Source organism: Hymenobacter polaris, assembly GCF_012927305.1.
In the GTDB taxonomy this organism is placed as follows: Bacteria; Bacteroidota; Bacteroidia; order Cytophagales; family Hymenobacteraceae; genus Hymenobacter; species Hymenobacter polaris.
Map to the genome: position 1 here is coordinate 998,505 of NZ_JABBGH010000002.1, position 23,134 is coordinate 1,021,638.

17 protein-coding genes are annotated in these 23,134 nt (G+C 64.1%); 7 read left to right on the forward strand and 10 right to left on the reverse strand.

All coding sequences use genetic code 11. The annotated features are described in order from the left end of the window. Positions 1–1,026: an AraC family transcriptional regulator gene (locus HHL22_RS14460; protein WP_169532053.1), complete on the reverse strand. Its 1,026-nt coding sequence runs from the start codon at positions 1,024–1,026 to the stop codon at positions 1–3. 110 nt (positions 1,027–1,136) lie between these two features. Here HHL22_RS14460 and hemH point away from each other — a divergent pair, with 110 nt between their 5' ends. Next, on the forward strand, positions 1,137–2,174 hold the full coding sequence (gene hemH, locus HHL22_RS14465; protein WP_169532054.1) for a ferrochelatase: 1,038 nt from the start codon (positions 1,137–1,139) through the stop codon (positions 2,172–2,174). Between the two features lie 119 nt (positions 2,175–2,293). Here hemH and HHL22_RS14470 read toward each other — a convergent pair whose 3' ends face one another. The 3 genes from HHL22_RS14470 to HHL22_RS14480 form a co-directional block, all read right to left on the reverse strand. Next, entirely contained in the window at positions 2,294–2,680 is a 387-nt protein-coding gene (locus HHL22_RS14470) for a PRC-barrel domain-containing protein (protein ID WP_169532055.1), read from the reverse strand. 10 nt (positions 2,681–2,690) lie between these two features. Then, positions 2,691–3,089, reverse strand: coding sequence for a hypothetical protein (locus tag HHL22_RS14475; RefSeq protein WP_169532056.1), 399 nt, complete (start codon positions 3,087–3,089; stop codon positions 2,691–2,693). A gap of 112 nt (positions 3,090–3,201) precedes the next feature. Beyond that, the gene (locus HHL22_RS14480; RefSeq protein ID WP_169532057.1) at positions 3,202–3,843 is read right to left on the reverse strand and encodes a hypothetical protein; all 642 of its coding nucleotides are present in this window, start codon (positions 3,841–3,843) and stop codon (positions 3,202–3,204) included. Between the two features lie 117 nt (positions 3,844–3,960). On the opposite strand from HHL22_RS14480, the gene HHL22_RS14485 reads away from it, so the two are divergent. Together HHL22_RS14485 and HHL22_RS14490 are read left to right on the forward strand one after the other, a co-directional pair. Continuing rightward, on the forward strand, positions 3,961–4,962 hold the full coding sequence (locus HHL22_RS14485; protein ID WP_169532058.1) for a DUF2157 domain-containing protein: 1,002 nt from the start codon (positions 3,961–3,963) through the stop codon (positions 4,960–4,962). After that, positions 4,959–6,131: a hypothetical protein gene (locus HHL22_RS14490; protein ID WP_169532059.1), complete on the forward strand. Its 1,173-nt coding sequence runs from the start codon at positions 4,959–4,961 to the stop codon at positions 6,129–6,131. Before HHL22_RS14485 ends, HHL22_RS14490 begins: the two co-directional genes overlap by 4 nt. 25 nt (positions 6,132–6,156) lie before the next feature. Here the strand turns inward: HHL22_RS14490 and HHL22_RS14495 are convergent, their stop codons facing one another. Continuing rightward, entirely contained in the window at positions 6,157–7,536 is a 1,380-nt protein-coding gene (locus HHL22_RS14495; RefSeq protein ID WP_169532060.1) for an alpha/beta hydrolase family protein, read from the reverse strand. A gap of 279 nt (positions 7,537–7,815) precedes the next feature. Beyond that, on the reverse strand, positions 7,816–14,619 hold the full coding sequence (locus HHL22_RS14500) for a beta strand repeat-containing protein (protein ID WP_169532061.1): 6,804 nt from the start codon (positions 14,617–14,619) through the stop codon (positions 7,816–7,818). A gap of 626 nt (positions 14,620–15,245) precedes the next feature. Between HHL22_RS14500 and uvrA the strand changes: the two genes are divergently transcribed. Genes uvrA through HHL22_RS14520 form a run of 4 tightly spaced genes read left to right on the forward strand, consistent with a single transcriptional unit; the run spans position 15,246 to position 19,151 of the window. Further along, entirely contained in the window at positions 15,246–18,086 is a 2,841-nt protein-coding gene (gene uvrA, locus HHL22_RS14505; protein WP_169532062.1) for an excinuclease ABC subunit UvrA, read from the forward strand. 29 nt (positions 18,087–18,115) lie between these two features. Next, the gene (locus HHL22_RS14510; protein ID WP_169532063.1) at positions 18,116–18,331 is read left to right on the forward strand and encodes a DUF2281 domain-containing protein; all 216 of its coding nucleotides are present in this window, start codon (positions 18,116–18,118) and stop codon (positions 18,329–18,331) included. Beyond that, positions 18,331–18,735 carry a type II toxin-antitoxin system VapC family toxin gene (locus HHL22_RS14515; RefSeq protein WP_169532064.1) on the forward strand — a complete coding sequence of 135 codons (405 nt, stop codon included), beginning with the start codon at positions 18,331–18,333 and terminating at the stop codon, positions 18,733–18,735. The genes HHL22_RS14510 and HHL22_RS14515 overlap by 1 nt, the downstream gene beginning before the upstream one ends. A gap of 14 nt (positions 18,736–18,749) precedes the next feature. Next, positions 18,750–19,151 carry a hypothetical protein gene (locus HHL22_RS14520; RefSeq protein WP_169532065.1) on the forward strand — a complete coding sequence of 134 codons (402 nt, stop codon included), beginning with the start codon at positions 18,750–18,752 and terminating at the stop codon, positions 19,149–19,151. Between the two features lie 14 nt (positions 19,152–19,165). On the opposite strand, the gene HHL22_RS14525 is transcribed toward HHL22_RS14520, so the two are convergent. The 4 genes from HHL22_RS14525 to trpB form a co-directional block, all read right to left on the reverse strand. After that, a complete protein-coding gene (locus tag HHL22_RS14525) occupies positions 19,166–19,585 on the reverse strand; it encodes a DUF4174 domain-containing protein (RefSeq protein WP_169532066.1) in 420 nt (139 codons plus the stop codon). Between the two features lie 6 nt (positions 19,586–19,591). Beyond that, a complete protein-coding gene (locus tag HHL22_RS14530) occupies positions 19,592–20,722 on the reverse strand; it encodes a PepSY-associated TM helix domain-containing protein (protein WP_169532067.1) in 1,131 nt (376 codons plus the stop codon). Between the two features lie 205 nt (positions 20,723–20,927). Beyond that, complete coding sequence (gene trpA / locus HHL22_RS14535; protein WP_169532068.1) at positions 20,928–21,722, reverse strand: tryptophan synthase subunit alpha; 795 nt, start codon at positions 21,720–21,722, stop codon at positions 20,928–20,930. An 86-nt stretch (positions 21,723–21,808) separates the two neighbouring features. Further along, positions 21,809–23,014 carry a tryptophan synthase subunit beta gene (gene trpB, locus HHL22_RS14540; protein ID WP_169532069.1) on the reverse strand — a complete coding sequence of 402 codons (1,206 nt, stop codon included), beginning with the start codon at positions 23,012–23,014 and terminating at the stop codon, positions 21,809–21,811. Positions 23,015–23,134 lie beyond the last annotated feature (120 nt).

The window sequence follows — 23,134 nt, forward strand, 5'->3', positions numbered from 1 at the left end:
TCACGCAGCGACTGCTGCCCGCCGGAAGGCGCCCGGCGTTTGGCCGGTCCAGCGCTTGAAGGAGCGCACGAACACGCTGGGCTCGGCGAAGCCCAGCAGGAAGGCGATGTCGGTGGTACTGTGGTGCTGGTCGTGCAGGTGTTGCTCGGCCAGCTCGCGGCGCACCTCGTCGAGCAGCTGCTGATAGGTGTGGCCGGCTTGGCGCAGGTGCAGCTGCAGGGTGCGGGAGCCTAGGCACAGGGCATCGGCCACGGCGGCCAGGGTGGGGGCGGCGCCCTTAAGCAGGCGCACGATTTCGTGGCGCACGCGGTCGGGCAGGGCGGCGGTGGGCTGCTGCAGGCGAGCCAGCAGGGCGGCGGCGCGTGGCTCCATCAGGGCCAGCAGGTGCGGGTCGGCGTTGAGCACGGGCAGCTCGAGCACAGCGGCGGGCAGGCGCAGGGCCGAGTCGGGGGTGCCGAACTGCACTGGGGCGGGGGCAAACACGCGCCGGTGCTCGCGGGCATCGGCCGGGGCGGGGTAGGCCAGGCGCACGGCCTCGGGCGCCAGGGGCTGGCCGCTAAGCATCCGCAGCATTTGCAGGTATACCAGCAGCTCGGAGTTGAGCACGAAATGGGGGTGCACGATGGCGGGGCTAGTCAGCTCGACCACCAGCTCGATGCTGGCGCCCAGGCGGCGCAGGCTGGTGCGGGTGCCGTTGCAGGCAATATCCTGGTAGCGGCACAGCTGCTGCACGGCCGCCCCTAGGGTGGGGCTGTGCATGAGCACGTAGGCCAACAGCCCGAACTGGGCGGGGTTGGCGTGCTCGGCCAGGTGCAGGTCGAGGTAGGGGTCGGCGGTGGCCGCGGCGGCGAGCGGCCACAGGCGCTGCATGGTGGCGATGGGCAGGCGGCCGTCGGGGTTGTGGAGCTGGCTGGCATCGAGGCCGGCGGCCTGGCTGAGGGCAGCCGCGTCGGCCCCGCGCTGGGCGGCGGCGTGCAGCAGCAAGGCGGCCGAGGTGACGGAAAGGGTAGCGTCGGCGGAAGGCACGGGAAAAGGCTAAAGGAAGGGGGCCGGGGTGGGGCGGCCGCAAAGTACCGGCCGCCGCCCGAAACCAAGCGGCCGTACTTTTGTATGGTAGTGGATATCCCCTATTATTTATGCCTACCCCCGCCCGCCGCATTGGCGTTTTGCTAGTAAATCTGGGCACGCCCGACTCGCCCCAAACCGGCGACGTGCGCCGCTACCTCAACGAATTTCTGACCGATGCCCGCGTGATTGACATGCCGGCGGCCGTGCGCTACCCCCTGTTTCAGGGGCTGGTGGTGCCGCTGCGGGCGCCCAAGTCGGCCAAAATCTACCAGCAGCTCTGGGACGACGAGCGCGGCTCGCCGCTGCTCTTCCACGGCCTCGACCTGCAAAAGCACCTGCAACAGACCCTAGGCGAGGGCTACGTGGTGGTCTTCGGGATGCGCTACCAGAAGCCCAGCATCGAGAAGGCGCTGGAGGAGCTGCGCGACGCGGCCGTGGACCGCATCATCGTGCTGCCGCTGTTTCCGCAGTACGCGGCGGCCAGCACCGGCTCGGTGCAGGAGAAGGTGATGGACATCGTAAAGGACTGGTGGATAGTGCCGAGCGTGAACTTCATCAGCACTTTCGCCGACGACCCAGGCTTTATCGAGAGCTTCGCCAAGCGCGGCCGGGCCGAGCTGGCCAAGCATGACTACGACCACATCGTGTTCAGCTACCACGGTATCCCGGAGCGGCACGTGCTGAAGGGCAGTTTCAAGGGCTACTGCCAGCTGGGCAAGTGCTGCAACACCTACAATAAGAACAACCGCTACTGCTACCGGGCGCAGTGCTTTGCCACCTCGCGCCTGCTGGCGGCGGCGCTAGGGCTGCGCGACGACCAGTACACCGTCACCTTCCAGAGCCGCCTGCAAAGCCGCCTGCGCGACCCCTGGCTGCAGCCCTATACCGACGAGGTAATTAAGGAGTTTCCCGCCAAAGGCATCAAAAACGTGCTGGCCTTCTCGCCTGCCTTCGTGGCCGACTGCCTCGAAACCACCATCGAGGTGGGCATGGAGTTCAAGGAGCTGTTTGAGGAAGCCGGCGGCGCGCACTGGCAGCTGGTGCCCTCCCTCAACTCGGAGCCCTACTGGGTAGAGGCCGTGGCCGACATGGTGCGGGCGAACTAGCAAAACGAGCAAACCAGCACGTCATGCTGAGCGCAGCCGAAGCATCTCTGCCGCATCGTCCGGGTGACGTTCGGTAGAGATGCTTCGGCTGCGCTCAGCATGACGTGCTGGTTTGCCTGCTACCCTAGGGCCTCCTGCATAGCGGCCTCGAAGTCGGGCGGGAGCATAAAATCGACGAAGGGCGGGTAGGTGGCTACGGTATCGCGGCGCAGCTGGGTGACGAAAATGCTCTGGCCCTCGGTGTCGATGTTGACGGCGGCCACGGGCAGCAGGATGCGGTGGTCGGCGTGGGGTGGGGGCGGGGGCACCTGGGGCAGGCCGGGCTCCAGCACCACGTTGAGGTACAATACTGCGCGGGCCGCGGGGTCTACGAGCAGCTCATCGACGGTGCCCAGGGGCTGGCCGTCGCCGCCGCGCACCGGCCAGCCGCGCACGTCGGGGCTATTGGGGGCCATCTCAAAATCGGGCAGGTCGCGCATGCGGCGCACAATGGTGGGCGAGGACATAAAAATGGGCCTAGGGGTGGGTGCCGGGCGTGAGGGCCAGCAGCTGCTTGAACAGCGCCGACTCTTGCTGCAAGAATTGGTTGTTGCGGGTTTGCTCGGCGGGGGTTTCGTTGCGGCCGGGCAGGGCCTGGGCTTGGCGCAGCAGCGCTTGGGCCGGGGCCGCCAGGCTGGGGTAGGCCTTTTGCTGAATGGCCAGCAGCAGGCTGGCGCCGGTTAGCATAACGGGGTGCAGATTGGCGGTGGGGGCGGCCTGCTCCAGCTGGGTGGCCTCGTGCACAAAGGTGTCGTTCAGCTCCTTGAGGTGGGCGTCGCCCTGCAGCTTGGGGGCCGCAGTGAGGCGGCTGATGTAGGGCGCCAGCATCAGCAGGCCGGTGCGCGGGTCGGCACCGGGTTGTTGGGTGGGGGCCATAGGGTGGTAGGCGGGGGCCGGGCAACTGGCGGCCGGCCTAGGCGCTACGAGCCCGGCGAGGGCCGCGTGCACCACTACTAGGGGCAGCAGCCTGCCAGGTAGCAGAAGCAGGCTATAAGACATCGCGCGCGGGGTAGCTCATGGTGTTGGCCAGCTCCGAGAGCTGCGCCAGATACTCTTTGTTCAGAGTTTGCTCGGCGGGGGTGGCGTCGCGGCCCGAGAGGGAGTTGGCTTGACGCAGCAGGCCGTTGGCTTCGGCTTCGAGGTTGGGGTAGGCCTTTTGCTGAATGGCCAGCAGCAGACTGGCGGCGGCTACCAGGCCGGGGCGCAGGCTAGCCTGCGGGTCGCCGTCGGCCAGGCGAGCGGTGGCGCTGGTGAAGTTGTCGCGCTGCTCGCGCACGCTGGCGTCGTCGCGCAGGTCGGGGCGGTCGGTGAGCTGGGTGAGCGTGGGGCTAAGCTCGAGCAGGGCCGTGCGGGTGGGCGAGGCCGCCGCCGGCTGGGCCGCCGCCTGCCGGGTTACCGAGTCGTTGTCGGCCGGCGGGGTAGCGCGGGCGTCGGCGGCGGGGGTGTTGGGGGCCAGCGTGTCGGTGGCCGGCACCGAGGCGGCGGGCGTCGCGGCCGGCACCGGGGGCGTATCGGCCGGGTCGGGGCGCAGAAAGAAATAAGCGGCTAGGGCTAGTACAATGATGGCCAGCACGACCAGCAACCAAGGGCTAGGGGCCGATTTTTTGGGTTGGATATGAAGCTCCGCCATGCAGTAAGCTAATGCTGTGCTCGGCATTACGCAAGCAGCCGCGGGGCGGTTGGGCCGGGGCTGGCGCAAACTGGGTAGGCGGCGCGTATGTTTAAGCTGGTTTTTCAGCCTTACTTCATGCTGCCTACGCCGCCCACTGCCCGCCTGCTGGCCCAGCTCCAAGCCGCTGGCCTGCTGCCCCCCGCCCAGGTGGCTGCCATTGCCGAAGCCGAGCGCGCCCGGCCCTTTTCCTTGCACTACGAGCTGCGGGCGCTGCTCTACCTAGGTAGCACGCTGCTGGCCGGGGGCCTAGGGGTGCTATTGTACGAAAACCGCGATAGCCTGGGCCACAGCGTAATAACGGCGCTGATGGCGGCGGCCATGCTGGCGTGCTTTGCCTACGCGGCGCGGCACCGGCCGGCCTTTAGCTGGGGCGAGGCGCCGCGCACCCGCGTGGCGGCCGACTACCTGCTGCTGCTGGGCTGCCTGCTGTTTTTGGGGCTCGAAGGCTACGTGCAGGTGCAGTACGGCATGTTTGGGCAGCGCTACGGGCTGGCCACGCTGCTGCCGGCGCTGGTGTTCTTCCCGCTGGCCTACCGCTACGACCACCGGGGCGTGCTAGGGCTGGGCATTGCGGCAGTGGGCACGTGGGTGGGCGTAAGCACCAGCCCGCTGGCCGTGCTGCGGGGCGAGCTATTTGAGAGTGCCCTGGCTGGGCCGGCCCTCGGGCTGGGCGTGGTACTGCTGGCCGCCGGGCTGGCCTCGGAGTATTTCCGGCGCAAGCCGCACTTCGCCTTCACCTACCTGCTGGCGGGAAGCAATTTGGCCGAGGTAGGTGCCCTAGGGCTGGCCCTGACGCGCTACGACTGGAACCGCAGCGCCTGGGTAGCAGCGCCCTGGCTACTGCTGGCCCTGGGGCTGGCACTGGCGCTGGTGTGGTACGCCCGTCGCTCGCAGTCCTACCTGTTTCTGCTGCTGGGCGCGGCCTACGGCTACGTGGCCTTTACCCTGCTGGGGATACTGCTGCTCCTGAGCCTCGGCGACATGCTGTGGCCGCTGGCGATATTCTACTTCCCCTCGTCGCTGGCCGGCTTGATACTCATGCTCGTCAACCTGAAAAAAATCGTGCGCCGCGTATGAGCTTCAAAGCCTACCCCGAAGCCTGGGCTACTCACGCGGCCCTGCGCGAAGCTGCCCAGCGCTGGCAGCGGCGCGGCCTGCTCACGGCCAGCCAGCAAGTGGCCATCGAGGCAGCCTACCCCCTAGGGTACTACCGGCCCGCGTGGTGGGTGCGGATGGCGCTGTTTATAGCCACGGCCTTCTGTATCAGCGCTACCAGCGGCTCCTTCGCCGCCTTGGTGGGCGAGTGGCACCCCCTATTTTATAGTATCCTGCTATTACTGGGTTCGCTGTTGTTCCTGGAGCTGCTCGTGCGCAATGGTCAGCACTACCGCTCGGGGGCTGATAACGCCTTGCTCTACAGCGCGCTGCTGGCCTGGGCCTGGTTAATTGGCTACGCCCTGCGTGATACGGGCTTCGACTCGCTGGCCAGCCCCCGGCTGGCGCTGTGGCTGGTGCCCGTGCTGCTGGCGCTGCTGCTAGCCCTGGTGCGCTACGCCGACCCGCTGGTGGCCGCTGCCACCTGGGTGGCCGGGCTGGCCCTAGGGGCGAATGCCCTGCTGCAAAGCAGCCTGGGCCGCGCCCTGCTGCCGTTTGGGCTAATGCTGGCGGCGGGCGCGCTGCTCTGGGGGCTGCGGCGGCTACCCGCGCGCGCCGATTATTTTTACTACCGCCCGGCTTACTACGTGCTGCGTACCCTAGGGCTGGCCACGCTCTACCTGGCCGGCAACTACCTAGTGGTGCGCGAGGGCAACGCCGCGCTGCGGGGCGGGGTCGGCCCGTCAACTGAAATTCCCTTCGCCGGGCTGTTCTGGGCGCTCACCTGTGCCGGGCCGCTCGCCTACCTGGGGCTGGCCCTGCGCCGCCACGACCGGCTGCTGCTGTGGCTAGGGATGCTGGCGCTGGCTTTCTCCATCTTCACCCTGCGCACCTACCACGCGGTGCTGCCGCCCGCCGTGGCCGCCACGCTGGCCGGCACCTTGCTGCTGCTGGGCGCGCTGGCTGCCCTGCGCTACCTGCGCCGCCCTCGCCACGGCCTCACCGCCGAGGCCGACGACGACGTGCGCCCGCCCGTCAACCTGGAAAGCTTCGTGCAACTCGAAACGGCCCACGTGCCCGCCGCGCCCACACCCGGCTTCGAGTTTGGCGGCGGCAGCACCGGCGGCGGCGGGGCCGAAGGGCGGTTTTGAATGAAAGCCCCCGCAGCCCCCTAGGCTACTTGCCATGCGCCAGCACCCAGTCGCCAATTGCCTGCAAAGTAACTGGGGCGAAGGTTTCTTCGCTGGTGCTGTATTCGGCAATGCTGCCAGTGGCGGCGGTTTGAAACAGGTGGTTCAGGCCGGGTAGCTCGCGCACCGTCACGTCCCGGTTGCCCGCGGCCTGCAGGCCTTGCCGGATGCCAGCCAGGTTGGGGCCGGCGGCAACTTGCAGGTCCTTGCTGCCATTGAGGGCCAGCACCGGGCAGTGCACCTGGGCCAGGTCGCGGGCGGGGCGGTCGGCCAGCAGGGCGCGGTAGCCGGGCGACGTCAGCTGGCCGATTACCTGGTCGGTGCGGTCGGCGCTGAGGCCGGCTGACGCCAGCAGCGGCCGCAGCTTGGCGCGGGCCTGGGCGTTATCGGGGTTTTGCAGCACCACCGCCAGCAGCTCGCGCTCCTGCCGCTCGGTGGCAGCCAGGGCGGCGGGGTCGCTCACTTGCAGGCGGGCCAGGGCCACGGTTTGCTGCACTATCAGCTCGTTGCCCGCAATGCCGGGCGCGGCCAGCAGCACCAAAAAACTAGGCCCCTGGGGCCGGCCAGCCGCTAGCACCGCCGCCGTGCCGCCCTCGCTGTGGCCCAGCAGGCCCACGTGCTGCTGGGCAATGCCCGGCTGGGCGCGCAGCCACCCTAGGGCCGCGCGGGCATCGGCGGCGTAGTCGGCGCTGGTGGTGCCGGCCAGCGTGCCGGTGCTTTGGCCCACGCCCCGGTCGTCGAAGCGCAGCACGGCCACGCCGCGCCGGGTCAGGTAGTCGGCCAGCACGGCGAAGGGCTTGTGGTCGAACAGCGTCTCGTCGCGGTCTTCGGGCCCCGAGCCGGTGAGTAGCACCACGGCCGGAAACGGCCCCGTGCCCGCCGGCTCGGTGAGGGTGCCGGCCAGCATCACGCCCGGCGCGGAGCTGGCAAACGTCACCGGCCGGCTGCGGTACGGAAAGGGGCCTTTGGGCGTTTGGGGGCGCCTAGGGGCCGCGGCGGACGCCTGCCCCGCCACCAATTGGGTGAAGGTGAGCGGAATCAGCCGCCCGGCCTGCTCCCAGTCGCCGACCAGCGTGTGCCCGTCGGCCGCGCGCTTGCCGGCAAAGCGGGCGTGCGCCACGGCCAGGTAAAGGAACACGCTGTCGTTGCGCGTGCTAAATTCCAGCGGCAGGCCCTGGGCGTGCTGCTCGGGCACGTCGAGCGTGGCCGAGCGCGGGCCGCCGGCCGGGTCGCGCAGGTGGGCCGTGAGGGTGAGCGGCCCCAGCGAGCCCCGCCAATCGCCGCTGAGGCTGGGCAGCACCTGGGCCGGCGCGCTACCTGGGCGAAATAAGCAAGCCGCCAGGGCCAGTAAAAGCGGAAGTTTCATAAGGGGGGAATAGATAAGTAGAACAAACGTAAAAGCCGGCAGAAGGCGTACGCGAAAACGTCGGCCTTGGCGCGCCAGCGAAGCCCGCGCACTGGCAAGAGTCGCGCGGGTGCCGGTGGGGTTGCCCAGGCTCCGGCTTGCGCCGCCGCACACGCGCCCGCGCAGCAGCCAGCGTTTCGGCGCTAAAAAAGGGGGCCTCGCCCAGCTACTGCCCACAAGTCAAAAGCCCCCGCTTCAGAGAAGCAGGGGGCTTTTACTAGCTGGGAGGGCCCTAGGGGCTTACTCCTTGATGAGGCGCAGCACCTGGCGCAGCACCGAGCCGTCGGGCCGCTGGCCGCTGACCAGCACCTGGTAGGTGCCGGTGGCCAGGTCACTCAGCTCCAGGTGCTGCACCAGCCCGCCGCCTAGGGTCAGCTGGCGCACCTGGCGGCCGGTGGCGTCGAGCAGCAGCACCTGGTAGGTGCCGGTGGTCGGCAGGGCGCTCAAGTCCAGGCCCGTGGCCGCGCTGGTCGGGTTGGGGTAGAGCGCCAGGGCCAGGGCCGCCGACTTCGTAAAGCTGACCGAGCGCACGGGCGAGTAGTGCACCGTGCCGTCCTGGTCGACCTGCTGCAGGCGGTAGTAGACGGGCTGGCCGCCGGCTACTTTGGGCCCGATGCCGGCGTCGGTGAAGGCGTAGCTGGTGGCCCTGGCCGTGGAGCCCTGGCCGGCCAGCTGGCCCACCGGGGTGAAGCGCACCCCGTCGAGGCTGCGCTCCACCACGAAGCGAGCGTTGTTGAGCTCCGAGGCGGTGGTCCAGCTGAGCTGGGCGTCGCGGTTCAGCACGGCCTGGGCCTCGAACTGCACCAGCTCCACCGGCAGCGGCGCGGTAACCGGGATGGTGTAGACGGCCGAGCCGCTGCGGAGGGTGCCACTGGCGCTGTGCTGGCTGCTAGCCAAACCGTTGGCATCCAGCGCCGTGTAGGCAAACGTCACGGTGTTGGTAGAGCCAGCCACCGGCTTGAAGGTAAGCTGATTGAGGTTGCCGGCCGGAATGACGGTGGCCGCTGTCAGGGGGGTGTTGTTGTAGTAGAGCGTGCCGCTGCTGGGCAGCCCCACGGTGTAGCTCACAATGGAGTTAGCTGTGCTAGTCGTGACGTTAGCCGTTAGGCCTAGGGCCGTGCCCGACATGTTAGGGTTCAGCGCTACCGGGTTGGCAGTGTTGTTTGGCACGCTGGCGTTGGTGGCATCATTAGGCACCGGCGCCTGGAAAATGCGGGCGTTACCCGAGAACTCCGAGGTGCCGAAGTTGCCGTTGCCGTCGTTCGCCGTCAGCGTAGCCGTCGAGGTCAGCAGGGCCGAGCTGGCTTGCAGCTGGGTGAGCTGGGCGGCCGTGGGCGTGAAGGTGTACGTGAAGGTGAGCGTGTTGTCGGTGCCCTGGTCGAGGCCATCGTTGAGGACGCCCGAGTAGGTGGTGGCGGCGCCGGTGGTTAGGCCCCCAGCGGTGCCGGCGGCGCTGCCCTGGGTAAAGGTCGTGAGGTAGTTCACGCCCTCACCAAAGTGGGTGGGGTCGTCGGCCGCCAGGTACAGCTCTACGCGGGCATTGGAGCGGGCAAAGCCAGTGACCGTCACGGTGCCGTTAGCATTAATCACCGCCGATTGCAGAATGGGGTAGTTGATGAGCCCATTGGCGCCGGTATCCGCGTCGCCGTTGTCGTTCTTGGTCACCCCATCGCCGTTGTCGCCGCTGGCGCCGGTGGCCATCAGGTCGATGCCCAGGCCTAGGCCCGCAGTGGTCGAGCTAGTGCCGGTGCCATTGCCCGAAAAGCTATTCTGGCTGAAGATGTTGCCGGTAGTACCCGACTTGGCAATGATACCCGCCCCATTGTTATTGGTGAAGCTATTGTTGCTGATAACGTTGTTGTTAGAGTTGCCGCCCCGCAGGCCAATACCCGAGCCCTGCCCCGTAGTAGAGTTGCCCAGGCCCGTGCCATTACCTGAAAAAATGTTGTTGGTAATGGTATTGCCCGAGTTAGCCCCAGCGATAAAATCAATGCCGAAACCATTGTTGCGCAGCAGCTGGTTGCCGCTGATGGTCATGTTGCTGTTGCCACCATTCAACTCAATACCGTCGGCATTGCCGCGCCGCGAGTCGCGGATAATGTTGTTCGAGATGGTGGCCGCGCTGGCGGTACCCGAGTTCGAGAACGTGACGTTGGCGCCGTTATTATTGATGGTGCTGTTTTGGATGATGGTCCGCAGCGCGCCGCCGCTAATGCCCACCCCCACGCTGCCGCCACCGTTAGTAGCGCCGTAGAGGCCTAGGGCCAGCAGCTGGTCATCGTTGGCCGCGATGGTCAGGGCCGTGCCGCTGGCGCCGTTGCCAGTGGTCATGCTACTGGCATTTATCAGTACCTCGGGGCCCGTCGACTCCCCGTTTGCCGTAGCTGTGGCCGCGTTGCTGTCGCCCGTCGAGCGGGTTTGCGTTGCTCCATCAAGGCTAGTGTTCGCGCCCGTGATAGCGGGCAGGGCCGCAGCCAGCGTAATGGTGGCTGCGGTGCCCGAGCCATTGTTAGGCATCGTGAAGTTGGCCGTGCCGGCCGCATTAGTGAGGCCCGCGCGTTGGCCGGCTACTGCCGAGCCGTTGGGAATCATGAAGATGCTCGTTTCCTGCCCGGTGGTCAGGGCCGTGGTGCTGCCATTGGTGGCGGTGTAAACCGGCGCTAGGCTGGCTTCGCCCCCTAGGGCATTGCTGTTGATGATAAACTGGCGCAGCGAGCCCTGGGCATTGTTGCCGGTCACCGTGACGGTGGTAGTCGTCGTGCCGTTGGCGGTCGTCGTTGTTACCGTTGGGGCGTCATTGTTGTTCACTACCAGGTCGAAATTGAAGCCGAAGTCGGGGCCTACATTGGCGGTGCCGCTGCTTACGCTTACCGCAGCAATCGACTCGGGTAGCACGGTGCCGCTGCTCAGTGAGGCTAGCGTCTGGTTGCCTGAGTTGGCCAGGGCGTCGGTGTAGGCGGGGTTTTCGCCCCCTACGCGGTTGGTAGTGCCGTTGTAGGTCTGCACCGGCACCTGGTTGCTCACGTAGCCCGTGGTGGCTGTGCCGCTGGCGGCCGTGGCGCCGGTGCGGCTCGAAAGCACCGAGTTGTTGACCACGCGCACCGTGTAGTTGCCCACGCTCACGTTGAACGTATACTGGCCGTTGGCATCGGTGATGGCGGTAGAGACGTAGTTGCCGTTGGCGTCATACAGCTCTACTTTGGCGCCGGGGCGGGTCACGGTCCCGCTGGCGCTGCGCGGGCGGCCTAGGCCCCCGCCGTAGTTCACATCCTCGTACACGTAGCCGGTGAGGGCGGGGGGCGTGGTGGTCACGTTGCCCGAGAACTCGGACGTGGCGCTGCTCACCGTGGCCGTGGCCGTGAGCAGCGTGCCCAGCGCCAGCGTGCCGCCGGGCAGCGACGAGAGGGGCACGCTAAACGAGAAGCCGTTGGCGTTGGTGTCCGAGCCCTGGTCAAAGCCGTTGATATTGCCCGAGTAGCTCAGGCCCGTGCCGGAGTTGGTATCTACCGGGCCCGCGGCCGTATTGGTGTTGCCTTCCGTGAGGGTAGTCAAGTAAGTTTTGCCCTGGCCGAAGTTGGCTCCGGTGGCATTCAACGCGCTCGGGTTGGCCTGGGCCGTAAAGAGTTCGATGGCCGCGCCCGCCTTGGCGTAGCCCTGCACCAGCAGGTTGGTGCCTACTACCGAAGCCGAGGTGATGACGGGGTAGTTCACTAGGCCGTTGGCGCCGGCAGTAGTCGCGCTGTTCAGCGTCACGTAGGGCGCGGTGCCCGCGGCGCTGGTTTGGGCGTTGGTTTGCAGGTCGATGCCAATGTCGCCGCTGGCAGCCGTGTTGTTGAGCGAGCTGACCGTGCCGTTGCCGTAGATGGAGTTCTGGCTGATGGTGGTAGCGCTGGCCCCGTTATTGAGCATAATGCCCGCCCCGTAGTTGTTGGCTACCACGTTCTGGCGCAGCGTGTTGCTAGGTCCATATACGTAAATGCCCGAGGTGGCTACTGGGCCAGTATTGGCGGTGCCCACGCCGTTGCCCGTTACCGTATTGCCGCTAATGAGGTTACTGCCGTTGGAGTTGTTGCTGTTGATGCCCTCGCCCGCGTTGCCGGTAAAGAGGTTGCCGCTCACCACCGTCGAACTGCCCTGGATGTCGAGGCCTGCCAGGTAAGCATTGCCCTGGTCGTTGCCGCGCACCTCGTTGCCCGTAATACTAGCGCCGACTACCCCCGCCCCTAGGGCGATGCCCTTGCCATTGACAAAGCCAATGAGGTTGTTGCTGACGGTTGCGCTACCCCCGTTGTTGTTCACAATATTGAGGGCGTTGGCATTCGTGGTGGTGGTGCTGGTGGTAGTGGGCGCGCTAAAGCTCGTGGCTGAGGAGCCTAGTACGCTTTGCGTGATGCTGAAGCCCGCCGCATTCGAGCGTACCAGCGCGTTGTTATCGTCGTTCACCGCGTTGCCGAAACCGTAGAGAGCCAGTCCCTTTAGGGTAGTATTGGTGGCCGTGCTGGCCACATCGAGCCCTAGGGCCAGGTTGGTGTTGCCCGTTAGCTGCACCTCGGGACCGTTCACCTGCGCCAGGGTAGTGGCGCTGGTGCCCACGTTGACGCCCGCACCCAGTTTCGCGCTGTTGGTGTCGCCCACGTTCTGGGTCTGGGTGGTGCCGTCGATGCTGGTGTTAGCCGCGTAGGTGTTGTTGGCGTTGCCTAGGGCCGGTAGCGCCGTGGCAGGCTTGATTACCGCCACGCCGTTGGTAAGCTGCGAGGCCAGGCCGGCGTTGGGGCCGGTGGCGCTGTCATACGCATTCAGGCCGGGGTGCGCCTTTCCATCGGGCACCATAAAGATGCTGGTTTCGACGCCCGCGGCGGGCGTGGGGCCGCCCGAGCTGGCCGCCGCCTGCGCCAGGCCGTCGTTGGCGAGAGCGTTGGCATTGGTAATGAACTGCCGCAGCGAGCCCTGGCCCGTGTCGTTGGTATTCACCACCGTGTCGAAGTTGTAGCCGAAATCTACTTCTACCGCCGGCGAGGGGGTGGTGCTGGTGCCCGCCGTAATATAGCTGATGCTCTCGGCCGCCGTAGTGCCCGCTGCCGGAGAAAGGGTAGCCAGTGTGGTGCCGGTGCCGCCGTTGCCGGCATCGGTGCGGCCGGGGTACTCGCCGCCTACCCGGTTGGGGTCAGGTACGGTGCCGTTGGTGGCATTTACGCTGGTGCGGTAGGTTTGCACTGGCAGCAGGCCTGCCGCATAACCAGCCCGACTGCTGCTTACGGTGCTGTTCACCACGCGCACGACGTAGTTAGCCCCGCTCGTTAGCTTATTGCCGTTGGCCAGGGTCGTGAAGGAGTAGCTGCCGTCGGCAGCCGTTAGCTGAAACGAATCGAAGGTGTAGGTGGTGACGCCGGCCGTGGTAAGGCCCGTGTAAAGCTCCACACGGGCACCCGAGCGGCCTACGCCCTGGCTGGTGCCCAGGCTGCGCCCTAGGCCGCCACCGTAGTTCACGTCCTCAAACACGGTGCCGTTGATGCTCGGCGCGAACGTAACCGGCGTGGGCGCCGGGGCATCTACTGGGTTAGGGGTGCCGTTTGTGAGCGTGCTGCGCAAAGCCGGAAAGGCCGCAGTATTGGTGGAAGCATCGTTGGCCACCAAATCATTGGGCGTTAGAAGTACGTCATTCGAGAGCAGGCTGTAGCCTTTATTAGGGCTAGTCGCAGTACTGGTGGCGTAGGCCGTATTGTTGCGGGCCGTGGTAGGTACGTTGGCTGCGCTGGTCCCAAATTGCACGCGCACAGTGTAGGTAATCAGCGCCCGCTGCCCCGCCGTCAGCGATTGGTCGCCGCTGAGCAGGGCGCCGCCACCTAGGGAGCCGGTAGTAGCCGTGCTCAGGCCATTGAAATTGGCATTGGCTACCAGGGTTGCGCCATCGTAATTGGTTACTACCGGCTGGCCCTGTATGGTGATGGCTGTAGCGGTTGGAAACGGCACGTTTGTAGTCGTGGTAGTGTTGCCCTTCAAAATATCCGATACCTGCACATTAGCGAGCGCCGTAGAATAGGTGTTACGCACCCGAATGGCGTAGCTGATGTCAAAGGTGGAGGCGTCGACCGCTTTCACGTTGGTTAGCTCCTTTGTCACATCGATGGTGCTGCCGGGATTGATGCAACTGGCCCCGTCGCTCACGCTAGCGGGGTCGATGGAACTGATAAGGGTATAGGCCCCCGTTGAAAGGTCAATAGAATAAAAGCCGCCGGGAACGGGGTTGGTTGTGCTGACAGTGCCGTTAGAGTAGCCATACATGTTGCCGGCCACGTCAAAAAATGCCGAGCCAATGGGCGAAGCGCCGTTGCTGTTAGGGGTGATTTGTGTTACCGTGGCGGCCGTTGGGGCCGTTGGGGTGCCCCCGCTCAGTACTATCTTGTAGAGCGAGCCGGTGCCAAGCGTGCCGTACAGATTGTTGTCGATGGGATTGTAGGCTATGTCGTAAAAGGTATAAGAGTTGGCGCCGCCCCCGGCAAGCTGCGTGGTGAGCTGAGTAGCGGCCGTGGGCGTGCTGCTGGTAGGCTGCAGCCGGTACACGTTGTAGTTAGCTGCGGCCGTGCCGGTACCCGTGTTTTGCGACGTGAAGTAGTAGTTACCTGCTTTATCGAAGGTGCCCGAAGCTACTACTAGCCCCAGCGCTGCGTTATTTACGGTGATGGGCCCACCAACTTTCACTTGGCCACTTTGCCCAATCTTGTAAAGGGAGATATCCGTGTAAGCATTGTTGCCCCCCGAGCCTTGCGTACTTAGCGCGTACAGGTACCCGTCTTGCGAGTTATAAGCCAGGCCATTTACAAGTACTCCTAGGTCGTTACTGCCACCCTGAATATTAAGCGGCGTGGTTGTGTAAGAGGCGGTGCTGCGGTCTACTTTAAAAATCTGGGAGGTAGAGTTTACCTGCCGAATTTGGTAGAAAGTGCCGTCGCAAGAAAAGGCCATGCCTTGAGCAAGCACCTCGCCGGGGCGTAGTAGGGCCGCACCCGCCAGCAACAGCCCTAGAAAACGTAATAATTGTTGCATAAGATACAGGGTAGAGTAACAGTGTTTGGTTGGTTAGTGGTCAAGAGTATCTGGGTAGTGCCTGAGTAGTTCAACGGGGGAAACCCATAAGATGGAAACGGGTACTAGTAAGAAATATGCAATTATAAACTAATCGACGTTGTCGCTGATGCTTATTTAAAATTTCTCAAATGTATAAATTTTGTCCAAAAATAGGACGTTACCCGTTGAGCTGATAAAATCCTCGTTAAACTCTATAAAAAAATAGCTTAAAAGCTTAATATTATCGCTTTAAAGCATTAATGATAAGCTTTGCGACAAACAAAAACTCGTTTTTTTTGAACGTATGATAAATTTTATAATAGATAAAGTTAATTATTTTATTGTAATAATTATATTAATTAATCGTATTTAAATTGTGCGCGCTATAGTATAGTAGTTGACGAAAATTATAAAATAGTACTAAAAATAGATTATTTTACATTACCTATTCGCATAAAATTTAGCCGCTGGTATTAGTCAATGGCGAAGTAGCGAGCACTAAAGCGACGGCCTGCGAAGCCTAGCTAGCGCTACCAGCCCCGACCTTTGCCCTTTGCTACCCTAGGGCCGAAACCTTCCGGCCCCCGGCCGGCGTTACCCCATTCATGTCCGACAACTCCGCCCTGCAAGTGGCTGCCCCCGCCACCGATGCCATCGATCAGCTCGACCCGCGTCAGTTTATCGTTATCAAGAATGCCCGCGTGCACAACCTCAAGAACCTGAGCGTGGCCCTGCCCCGCAACAAGTTCATCGTGGTCACGGGCCTCAGCGGTTCGGGCAAGAGCAGCCTGGCGTTTGATACCTTGTACGCTGAAGGCCAGCGCATGTACGTGGAGAGCCTGAGCAGCTACGCCCGGCAGTTTCTGGGCCGCATGGACAAGCCCGACGTGGATTATATCCGGGGCATTTCGCCGGCCATCGCCATCGAGCAGAAAGTCAGCATCAAGAACAACCGCTCGACGGTGGGCACCAGCACCGAGATTTACGACTACCTCAAGCTGCTGTTTGCGCGGGTGGGCCGCACGTACTCGCCCGTCAGCGGCGAGCAGGTGCGCAAGGATACGGTGGCCGACGTGGTAGATTTTTTGGTGGCCCTGCCCGCCGGCAGCCGTGCCACCATCCTAGCCCCCCTCACCAGCACCGAGCCCGGCCGCCCCATGAGCAAGGAGCTGGATTTGCTCTTGCAGAAGGGCTACGGCCGCGTGGTGTTGGCCAACGGGCAAACGGCATTTATTGAGGATTTGATAGGCGAAGGCAAGCCCGAGGTAGAAGGAGAGGTGTTCATCCTCATCGACCGCGCCGTGATGCAGCCCGACGACGAGGACTTGCAATTCCGCCTGTCGGATTCGGTGCAGACGGCCTTTTTTGAGGGCCACGGCACTTGCATCGTGAAGCTGGATGACGAGAGCCGTACTTTTTCGGATAAGTTTGAGCTAGATGGGCTGACGTTTGAGGAGCCCAACGTCAACTTCTTCTCCTTCAATAACTCCTACGGCGCCTGCCACACCTGCGAGGGCTTCGGCTCGGTGCTGGGCATCGACGAGGACTTGGTGATACCAGACAAGAGCCTGACCGTGTTTGAGGGCGCGATAGCTCCGTGGCGTACCGAGAAGCAGGGCGAGTGGCTGAAGCCGCTGCTCAAGAACGGTATCCGGTTTGACTTCCCCATTCACCGGCCCTACAACGACCTGAGCGAGGCCGAGCGCCGCCTGCTCTGGACCGGCAACAAGTATTTCGAGGGCCTCGACGCCTACTTTAAGTGGGTAAGCGAGCAGACCCACAAAATTCAGTACCGCGTGCTGCAAAGCCGCTACCGGGGCCGCACCACCTGCCCCGACTGCCGCGGCACCCGCCTGCGCAAAGACGCGCAGTACGTGCGCATCAACGGCCGCAGCATCACCGACCTCGTGCTGCTGCCCATCTCGGAGGCCCTAGGGTTTTTCGAGAATCTGAGTTTGACCGAGCACGAGGCCGCCGTGGCCGACCGCCTGCTGGCCGAAATCACCAACCGCCTGGGCTACCTCAACCGGGTAGGCCTGGGATACCTTACGCTCAACCGCCTCAGCAATACCTTGAGCGGTGGCGAAAGCCAGCGCATCTCACTAGCTACCTCGCTCGGGTCGGCGCTGGTGGGCTCGATGTATGTGCTCGACGAGCCGAGCATCGGCCTGCACCCCAAGGATGCCGAGCAGCTCATCGGCGTGCTGCGCTCGCTGCAGGAGTTGGGCAATACGGTGGTGGTGGTGGAGCACGAGGAGAAGATGATGGAAGCCGCCGACCAGATTATCGACATCGGCCCCGAGGCCGGCAGTGGCGGCGGCAACCTCATGTTTCAGGGCACCTTCGAGGAGCTGACTCACGACCGTAGCACCTACACCGGCCAATACCTGAGCGGGCAGCTCGACGTGCCGGTGCCCGCCGTGCGCCGCCCCTGGCGCAATGCGCTCACCCTCAGCGGCGCCCGCGAGAACAACCTCAAGAACGTGACCGTGCAGATACCCCTAGGGGTGATGACGGTGGTCACGGGCGTGTCGGGCTCGGGCAAGAGCACGCTCATCCGCCGCATCCTGGCCCCAGCGCTCATGAAGCAGCTGGGCGGCGGCGCGGGCGAAAGCACCGGCAAGTTCGACAAGCTCACGGGCGTGAATGGACAGATTACCCACGTCGAGTTCGTGGACCAGAACCCCATCGGCAAGTCGTCGCGCTCGAACCCCGTGACCTACGTGAAGGCCTACGACCAGATACGCAGCCTGTTTGCCGAGCAGCCGCTGGCCAAGGCGCGGGGCTACAAGCCCTCGCACTTCTCGTTCAACGTGGAGGGCGGGCGCTGCGAGGTGTGCCAGGGCGAGGGCCAGGTGAAAATCGAGATGCAGTTCATGGCCGACATCTACCTGACCTGCGAGAGCTGCGGCGGCCACAAGTTCAAGCAGGATATTCTGGAAGTCAAGTTTCAGGACAAGAGCATCGACGAGGTGCTGGAGCTGACCGTGGCCGACGCCGTGGAGTTCTTCAAAGGCCAGCCTAAGGTGGCCGAGCGCCTGCAGCCCCTGCTCGACGTGGGCCTAGGGTACATCCGCCTGGGCCAGTCGGCCAACACGCTGTCGGGCGGCGAGGCCCAGCGCGTGAAGCTGGCCAGCTTCCTCACCAAGGGCGCCACGCTGCAGCAAGACAAAATCCTGTTCATCTTCGACGAGCCCAGCACCGGCCTGCACTTCCACGACATCGCCAAGCTCCTCTCGGCGTTGAATGCGCTGGTCGAGCAGGGCAACACCGTGCTCATCATCGAGCACAACGTGGACATCATCAAAACCGCCGACTGGCTGATTGACCTAGGGCCGGAAGGCGGCATCAACGGCGGGCACCTGCTCTTTGAAGGTACGCCGGAGCAGCTGGTGAAGCTCAAGGACACGAACCACACGGCGCGGTTTCTGGCTGATAAGCTGTAAGTTGAGAATCTAATTGATAGACCTGTGCTATGGTAACGGAAACACAAAAGCAGGAATTAATCACGGCCGTCAGGCAGATGCAGGATGAGGCGCTTTGGCAGCAGATGAAGAATCTGCTGACTACGGCTGCCACCAGCCCTGACACGGCTAAGCCACGGGCACCCCTGGGCTTTGCCCGCGGGGAGGGTATGTGGATGGCCGATGATTTTGATGAGCCGCTGGAGGATTTTGCCGATTATATGTAATGGCTGACTACCTGCTCGATACGCATACGTTGCTGTGGTATGCTGGAGCCGACCCCCGGCTGCCTGCCGCCATCAGCCAGCTCATTGCCGACCCTGCCAGTCGCGTGGTGGTTAGCCGGGCTTCGCTCTGGGAAATAACCATCAAGGAGAGCCTCGGCAAGCTGATTCTATCGCAGCCCCATGCGCAGTGGATGCAGATGCTGCGGACCTACGATTTTTACATTCTCGAAATCACGGACGCGCACCTACTGACGCTAAGCCAACTATCCCAAGTCAAAGATCACCGCGACCCCTTCGACCGCCTGCTCATTGCCCAGGCCCTGGCCGAGCGCCTAACGCTGGTAAGCCGCGACGGCAAGTTTGGAGCCTACGCGGCGATCGGGCTGCAACTAGCCTGGGAGTAGCCGCTCGATACCCTATGAAACCTAAATACCTGGCCCTAGGGGCGCTTGTACTGCTGCTCGGGTGGTTCGTTTTTAACTCGCTCAGCCAGCCGGGAGTGGGCGACCTGAAAGGAAACTTCCAAGAGGTCGCCGTCTACCGCAACGAGAACAACACCGGCCCTATCGTGCACGTGTACGCCGTGACGGTGGCCGATACGCTGTGGCGCGAGATGCAACAGTACGGCGACCTGATGCCCTACACCAAGTATGGCCGCACGGCGGTGTATTTCTTCCGGGCGGGCCAGCCGGCGCCCAGCGCGGTGCAGCCGGGCCAGACCAGCTTCGACGCCCGCTTCGAGCAATATTGCCTGGCAAAGTACGAGAAGGACGCCATGAGCAAGGTCACGTTCCGGCGGTACCCTTTTCAAGCCAACTAGCTCTCGGCTAGCGGCTACTGCCCGCGGCGCATCTCCTGGCGGCGCATGGGCATCTTGTCAATGGTGCCAAACAGCGCCTGGGGCGTCAGTGGGTGGGGGCTGCGCTGCTTCACGCCGCCGTCTTTGCCGATGAGCACTACCTCGAACCGGGTGAGCTTGAGCTTCAACTCCTGCTCGGCGTACTGGCGGTCGGCCGGGGTGAGCTGGTCGCCGCGCACGTCGAGCACCAGCATATCGCGCTCGTGCAGGCCGTCGGGGGTAGCGGCCAGCAGCTGCTTCTGCTGCCGGTAAGCCGCTTCGTCGGCCCTAGGAGCCACTACGAGCAGCACCCGCTTCTTCCACTTGCTGGCCCGGATGGTGGCGGCCAGGGAGGGCGGGGCGGCCGCGGCTGTGGCCGCCGTGGCCAGCAATGCCAGCAGCAACAGCGTTTTCATGCTAGCCTAAACGGCAGTGGCCAGGGCAGGTTGCCGGTGGGGCTTGCGGTGTTTCTTCTGCCGCCCGCGCCACACCAGGAAGCCCGTAACCGGCAGACTGGCCGACAGCAGGCTGACCACGAAGGCGATAACCTTGCCCCCGAGGCCCAGAATCAGCCCCGTGTGCAGGTCGTAATTCATATCGGCGAGCTTCTTGCCGGGGCTTTTGCCCGCGTGGGGCTGCGCCAGCAGCAGCTGGCCAGTGGTGGGATGGAAGCGGTACTCGTCGCGGTGGTAGTAGTGCAGCGACTTGCCGTAAGCGGTGCACCACACTGGCGCGCCCTTGCTCACGGGGCCCAGCAACAGCATTTCGGCCTTGGGCGACTGCTGCCGCATGCGCGCGTAGGCCACGTCCACCACCGGGCTGGCGGAACGGGCGGTGAGCAGCGTGTCGACCTTGGGCTCGGCATTTTCGGCGGCGATGCTGCGGCCACCGTTGGCCAGGGTGCTCACGCCGTTCATCAGCCATTCGTAGCTGATGCAGAGGCCGGTAAGGGCCAGCACCAGGGCTAGGGCACTGGCGTAGAAGCCGCCCACCTGGTGCAGGTCGTAGGTGCGGCGCTTGGGCGAGGCGTCCCATTTCACCGAGAAGCGCTGCTTGCGGGCGGCCTGGTTGCGTGGCCACCACAGCACCAGGCCCGACACCAGCATGACCACGAAGATGAGCACGGCCACATCAACCACCCACTTGCCCACCGCCGACGGCAGCAGCAGGTACATGTGCAGGTACTGCACGGTGGTGAAGAAGTCGTTCCGCAAGTTCTGCACTTTCAATACCTGGCCGGTGTAGGGGTTCAGAAAGGCGTAGTACGTTTCCTCGCCCTTGCTCAAGTACACGGCTGTGGAGCGGTCGGGGCCGTTGTAGATGGTCCAGGAGGGCGTAAAGCCGGGCTTGGCTTGCACGGCGGCGGCTTGCAGCACCGAGGGCGGCAGCGCGGGCCGGGCCTCCACGGCTACGTGCCGCCAAGGCTGCGTCAGGTCCCGGATTTCATCCTGAAACACGAACACCGCCCCCGATAAGCTCACGATGAGCACTACCAGCCCCGAGGCCAGCCCGAGCCACAAGTGCAGTTTGCCGACGGCTTTGCGGAAAGTCATACGCGCAGGGCCAGCAAGCCATACTTTCCTTGCTGGCTGGGCAAAGGTAAGGTAATCGACTTTGTTTAGACGAATTATAAATAATATTGACTAAAAAAGGCAGTCATGTTGAGCTTGCCGAAGCATCTCTACCGCGCCGTATTGTTCGGTAGAGATGCTTCGGCAAGCTCAACATGACTGCCTTTTTACGCGGTATACCGCATCCCTAGGCCACTTGCAGCGGGCGCACGCCGGCCACAAACTCGCGGATGGCGGCGTCGCGCTGCTCGGCGGAGGTGCTTTGCAGCAGCCGGATAAAGGCGCTGCCGATGATGGCGCCCGTGGTATGCCGGCTGGCTGCCCGGAAGCTGGCCGCGTCGCTGATGCCGAAGCCCACGAGCGTGGGGTTACGCAGCCCTAGGGCCTTGATGCGCTGCAAGTAGGCATCCACGTCGGCGTTCATGTTGGTTTGTAAGCCGGTGGTGCCGGCAGCGGCCACCAGGTAGATAAAGCCATCGGCCGCGGCATCGAGCTGCTGCACGCGGGCCGGCGCGGTCTGGGGCGTCACCAGAAATACGGTTTGCAAGCCGTGGCGGGCAAACAGGGCTTTATACTCGCGCTCAAACACTTCCAGCGGCATATCGGGCAGAATCACGCCATCGACGCCCACGGCCTGGCACTGCTGGCAAAAGCGCTCCACCCCGTACTGCACCACCGGGTTGAGGTAGCCCATGAGCAGAATGGGCACCGTAATGCCTTGCTGCCGAATGTCTTGCAGCTGCTCGAATAGCTTGCCCACGGTCATGCCATTGTCGAGGGCCTGCTGGTTACTTTTCTGGATGGTTTCGCCGTCGGCCACCGGGTCCGAGTAGGGCATCCCGATTTCCACGAGGTCGGCCCCGGCGTCTTGCAGGCTGCGCAGGATGGGCACCGTGTCGTGCAGGGCCGGAAAGCCGGCCGTGAAGTACACGTTCAGCACGTCGGCGGTTTTGTGCTGGAATAGGTTAGTAAGGCGGTTCATAGTAGGGGTTCGCGCAGGGTTTCGCAGGGTTGAGCGCAGGGTTTCGCAGGGGTGAAAGCGCACTGCGAAACCCTGCGCGAAATAGCTTAGGCGTATTCCTCCAGGTGCTTGGTATAGGTGGCCAGGTCCTTGTCGCCGCGGCCCGAAAGGCAGACGACCACCACCTCATCGGGCTTGGCCTTGATGAGTGGCAGGCAGGCTAGGGCGTGCGCCGTTTCGAGGGCCGGGATGATGCCTTCAAGGCGCGAGAGCTGGAAGGCCGCGTCGAGCGCCTGCCGGTCGGTGATGCTGATGAACTCGGCCCGGCCGGTGGCAAACAGCTGCGCGTGCTGCGGCCCGATGCCGGGATAGTCGAGGCCCGCCGAGATGGAGTAGGGCTCCGTCACCTGCCCGTCCTCCGTCTGCATCAAAATCGTGCTGCTGCCATGCAGGATGCCGGGCTTGCCTAGGGCCGTGGTGGCGGCCGAGTGGCCCGTGTCCACGCCCTGGCCGGCGGCCTCGGCGGCTACCAGGCGCACCTGGGGCTCGTCGAGGTAGTGGTAGAAGGCGCCCGCCGCGTTGGAGCCGCCGCCCACGCAGGCCAGCACGTAGTCGGGGGTAGCGCGGCCGGTGTGGGCCAGCAGCTGGCTGATAATCTCGGCCGAAATTACCGATTGGAAGCGGGCCACCATGTCGGGGTAGGGGTGGGGGCCCACCACCGAGCCGATGATGTAGTGCGTATCGGTGGGGTTCGAAATCCAGTGGCGCATGGCCTCGTTGGTGGCGTCCTTCAGGGTTTGGCTGCCGCTGCGGGCGGGCACCACCTGGGCGCCCAGCATCCGCATGCGGTCCACGTTGGGCTTCTGGCGCTCCATGTCGATGGCCCCCATGTACACGATGCACTCCAGGCCCATGAGGGCGCACACGGTGGCCGTGGCCACGCCGTGCTGCCCGGCCCCGGTTTCAGCCACGATGCGGCGCTTGCCCAGGCGCTGGGCCACCAGTATCTGGCCGATGGTGTTGTTAATCTTGTGCGCGCCGGTGTGGCACAAATCCTCGCGCTTGAGGTACACCGTGGTACCGATTTCGGCGCTCAGCCGCTTGGCCAGAAACAGCGGCGTGGGCCGCCCCACGTAGTCGGCCAGCAGCTGCTGAAACTCGCGCTGGAAGCCCGGCTCGTCGATGAGGCGCAGGTAGTTGTCGCGCAGCTCGGCCACGTTGGGGTAGAGCATTTCGGGCACGTAGGCGCCGCCAAACGGGCCGTAGTAGCCGCTGGTATCGACGCGGTAGGGGGAAGCGGTTTCGGTTGTCATAAAAGTAGATGGTAAAGCAAAGAAGGCGGTCATGCTGAGCTTGTCGAAGCATCTCTCCCGCGCAACTAATTTCAAACGTCAGGATTATTTACGCGGGAGAGATGCTTCGACAAGCTCAGC

What these genes read in the sequence shown, in the direction of transcription:
- HHL22_RS14500 (WP_169532061.1), bottom strand. Translation starts at nt 14,619, where the DNA reads ATGCAACAATTATTACGTTTTCTAGGGCTGTTGCTGGCGGGTGCGGCC.
- HHL22_RS14480 (WP_169532057.1), bottom strand. Translation starts at nt 3,843, where the DNA reads ATGGCGGAGCTTCATATCCAACCCAAAAAATCGGCCCCTAGCCCTTGG.
- hemH (WP_169532054.1), top strand. Translation starts at nt 1,137, where the DNA reads ATGCCTACCCCCGCCCGCCGCATTGGCGTTTTGCTAGTAAATCTGGGC.
- HHL22_RS14530 (WP_169532067.1), bottom strand. Translation starts at nt 20,722, where the DNA reads ATGACTTTCCGCAAAGCCGTCGGCAAACTGCACTTGTGGCTCGGGCTG.
- trpB (WP_169532069.1), bottom strand. Translation starts at nt 23,014, where the DNA reads ATGACAACCGAAACCGCTTCCCCCTACCGCGTCGATACCAGCGGCTAC.
- HHL22_RS14470 (WP_169532055.1), bottom strand. Translation starts at nt 2,680, where the DNA reads ATGTCCTCGCCCACCATTGTGCGCCGCATGCGCGACCTGCCCGATTTT.
- HHL22_RS14495 (WP_169532060.1), bottom strand. Translation starts at nt 7,536, where the DNA reads ATGAAACTTCCGCTTTTACTGGCCCTGGCGGCTTGCTTATTTCGCCCA.
- HHL22_RS14475 (WP_169532056.1), bottom strand. Translation starts at nt 3,089, where the DNA reads ATGGCCCCCACCCAACAACCCGGTGCCGACCCGCGCACCGGCCTGCTG.
- HHL22_RS14485 (WP_169532058.1), top strand. Translation starts at nt 3,961, where the DNA reads ATGCTGCCTACGCCGCCCACTGCCCGCCTGCTGGCCCAGCTCCAAGCC.
- HHL22_RS14490 (WP_169532059.1), top strand. Translation starts at nt 4,959, where the DNA reads ATGAGCTTCAAAGCCTACCCCGAAGCCTGGGCTACTCACGCGGCCCTG.
- HHL22_RS14515 (WP_169532064.1), top strand. Translation starts at nt 18,331, where the DNA reads ATGGCTGACTACCTGCTCGATACGCATACGTTGCTGTGGTATGCTGGA.
- HHL22_RS14520 (WP_169532065.1), top strand. Translation starts at nt 18,750, where the DNA reads ATGAAACCTAAATACCTGGCCCTAGGGGCGCTTGTACTGCTGCTCGGG.
- uvrA (WP_169532062.1), top strand. Translation starts at nt 15,246, where the DNA reads ATGTCCGACAACTCCGCCCTGCAAGTGGCTGCCCCCGCCACCGATGCC.
- HHL22_RS14525 (WP_169532066.1), bottom strand. Translation starts at nt 19,585, where the DNA reads ATGAAAACGCTGTTGCTGCTGGCATTGCTGGCCACGGCGGCCACAGCC.
- trpA (WP_169532068.1), bottom strand. Translation starts at nt 21,722, where the DNA reads ATGAACCGCCTTACTAACCTATTCCAGCACAAAACCGCCGACGTGCTG.
- HHL22_RS14510 (WP_169532063.1), top strand. Translation starts at nt 18,116, where the DNA reads ATGGTAACGGAAACACAAAAGCAGGAATTAATCACGGCCGTCAGGCAG.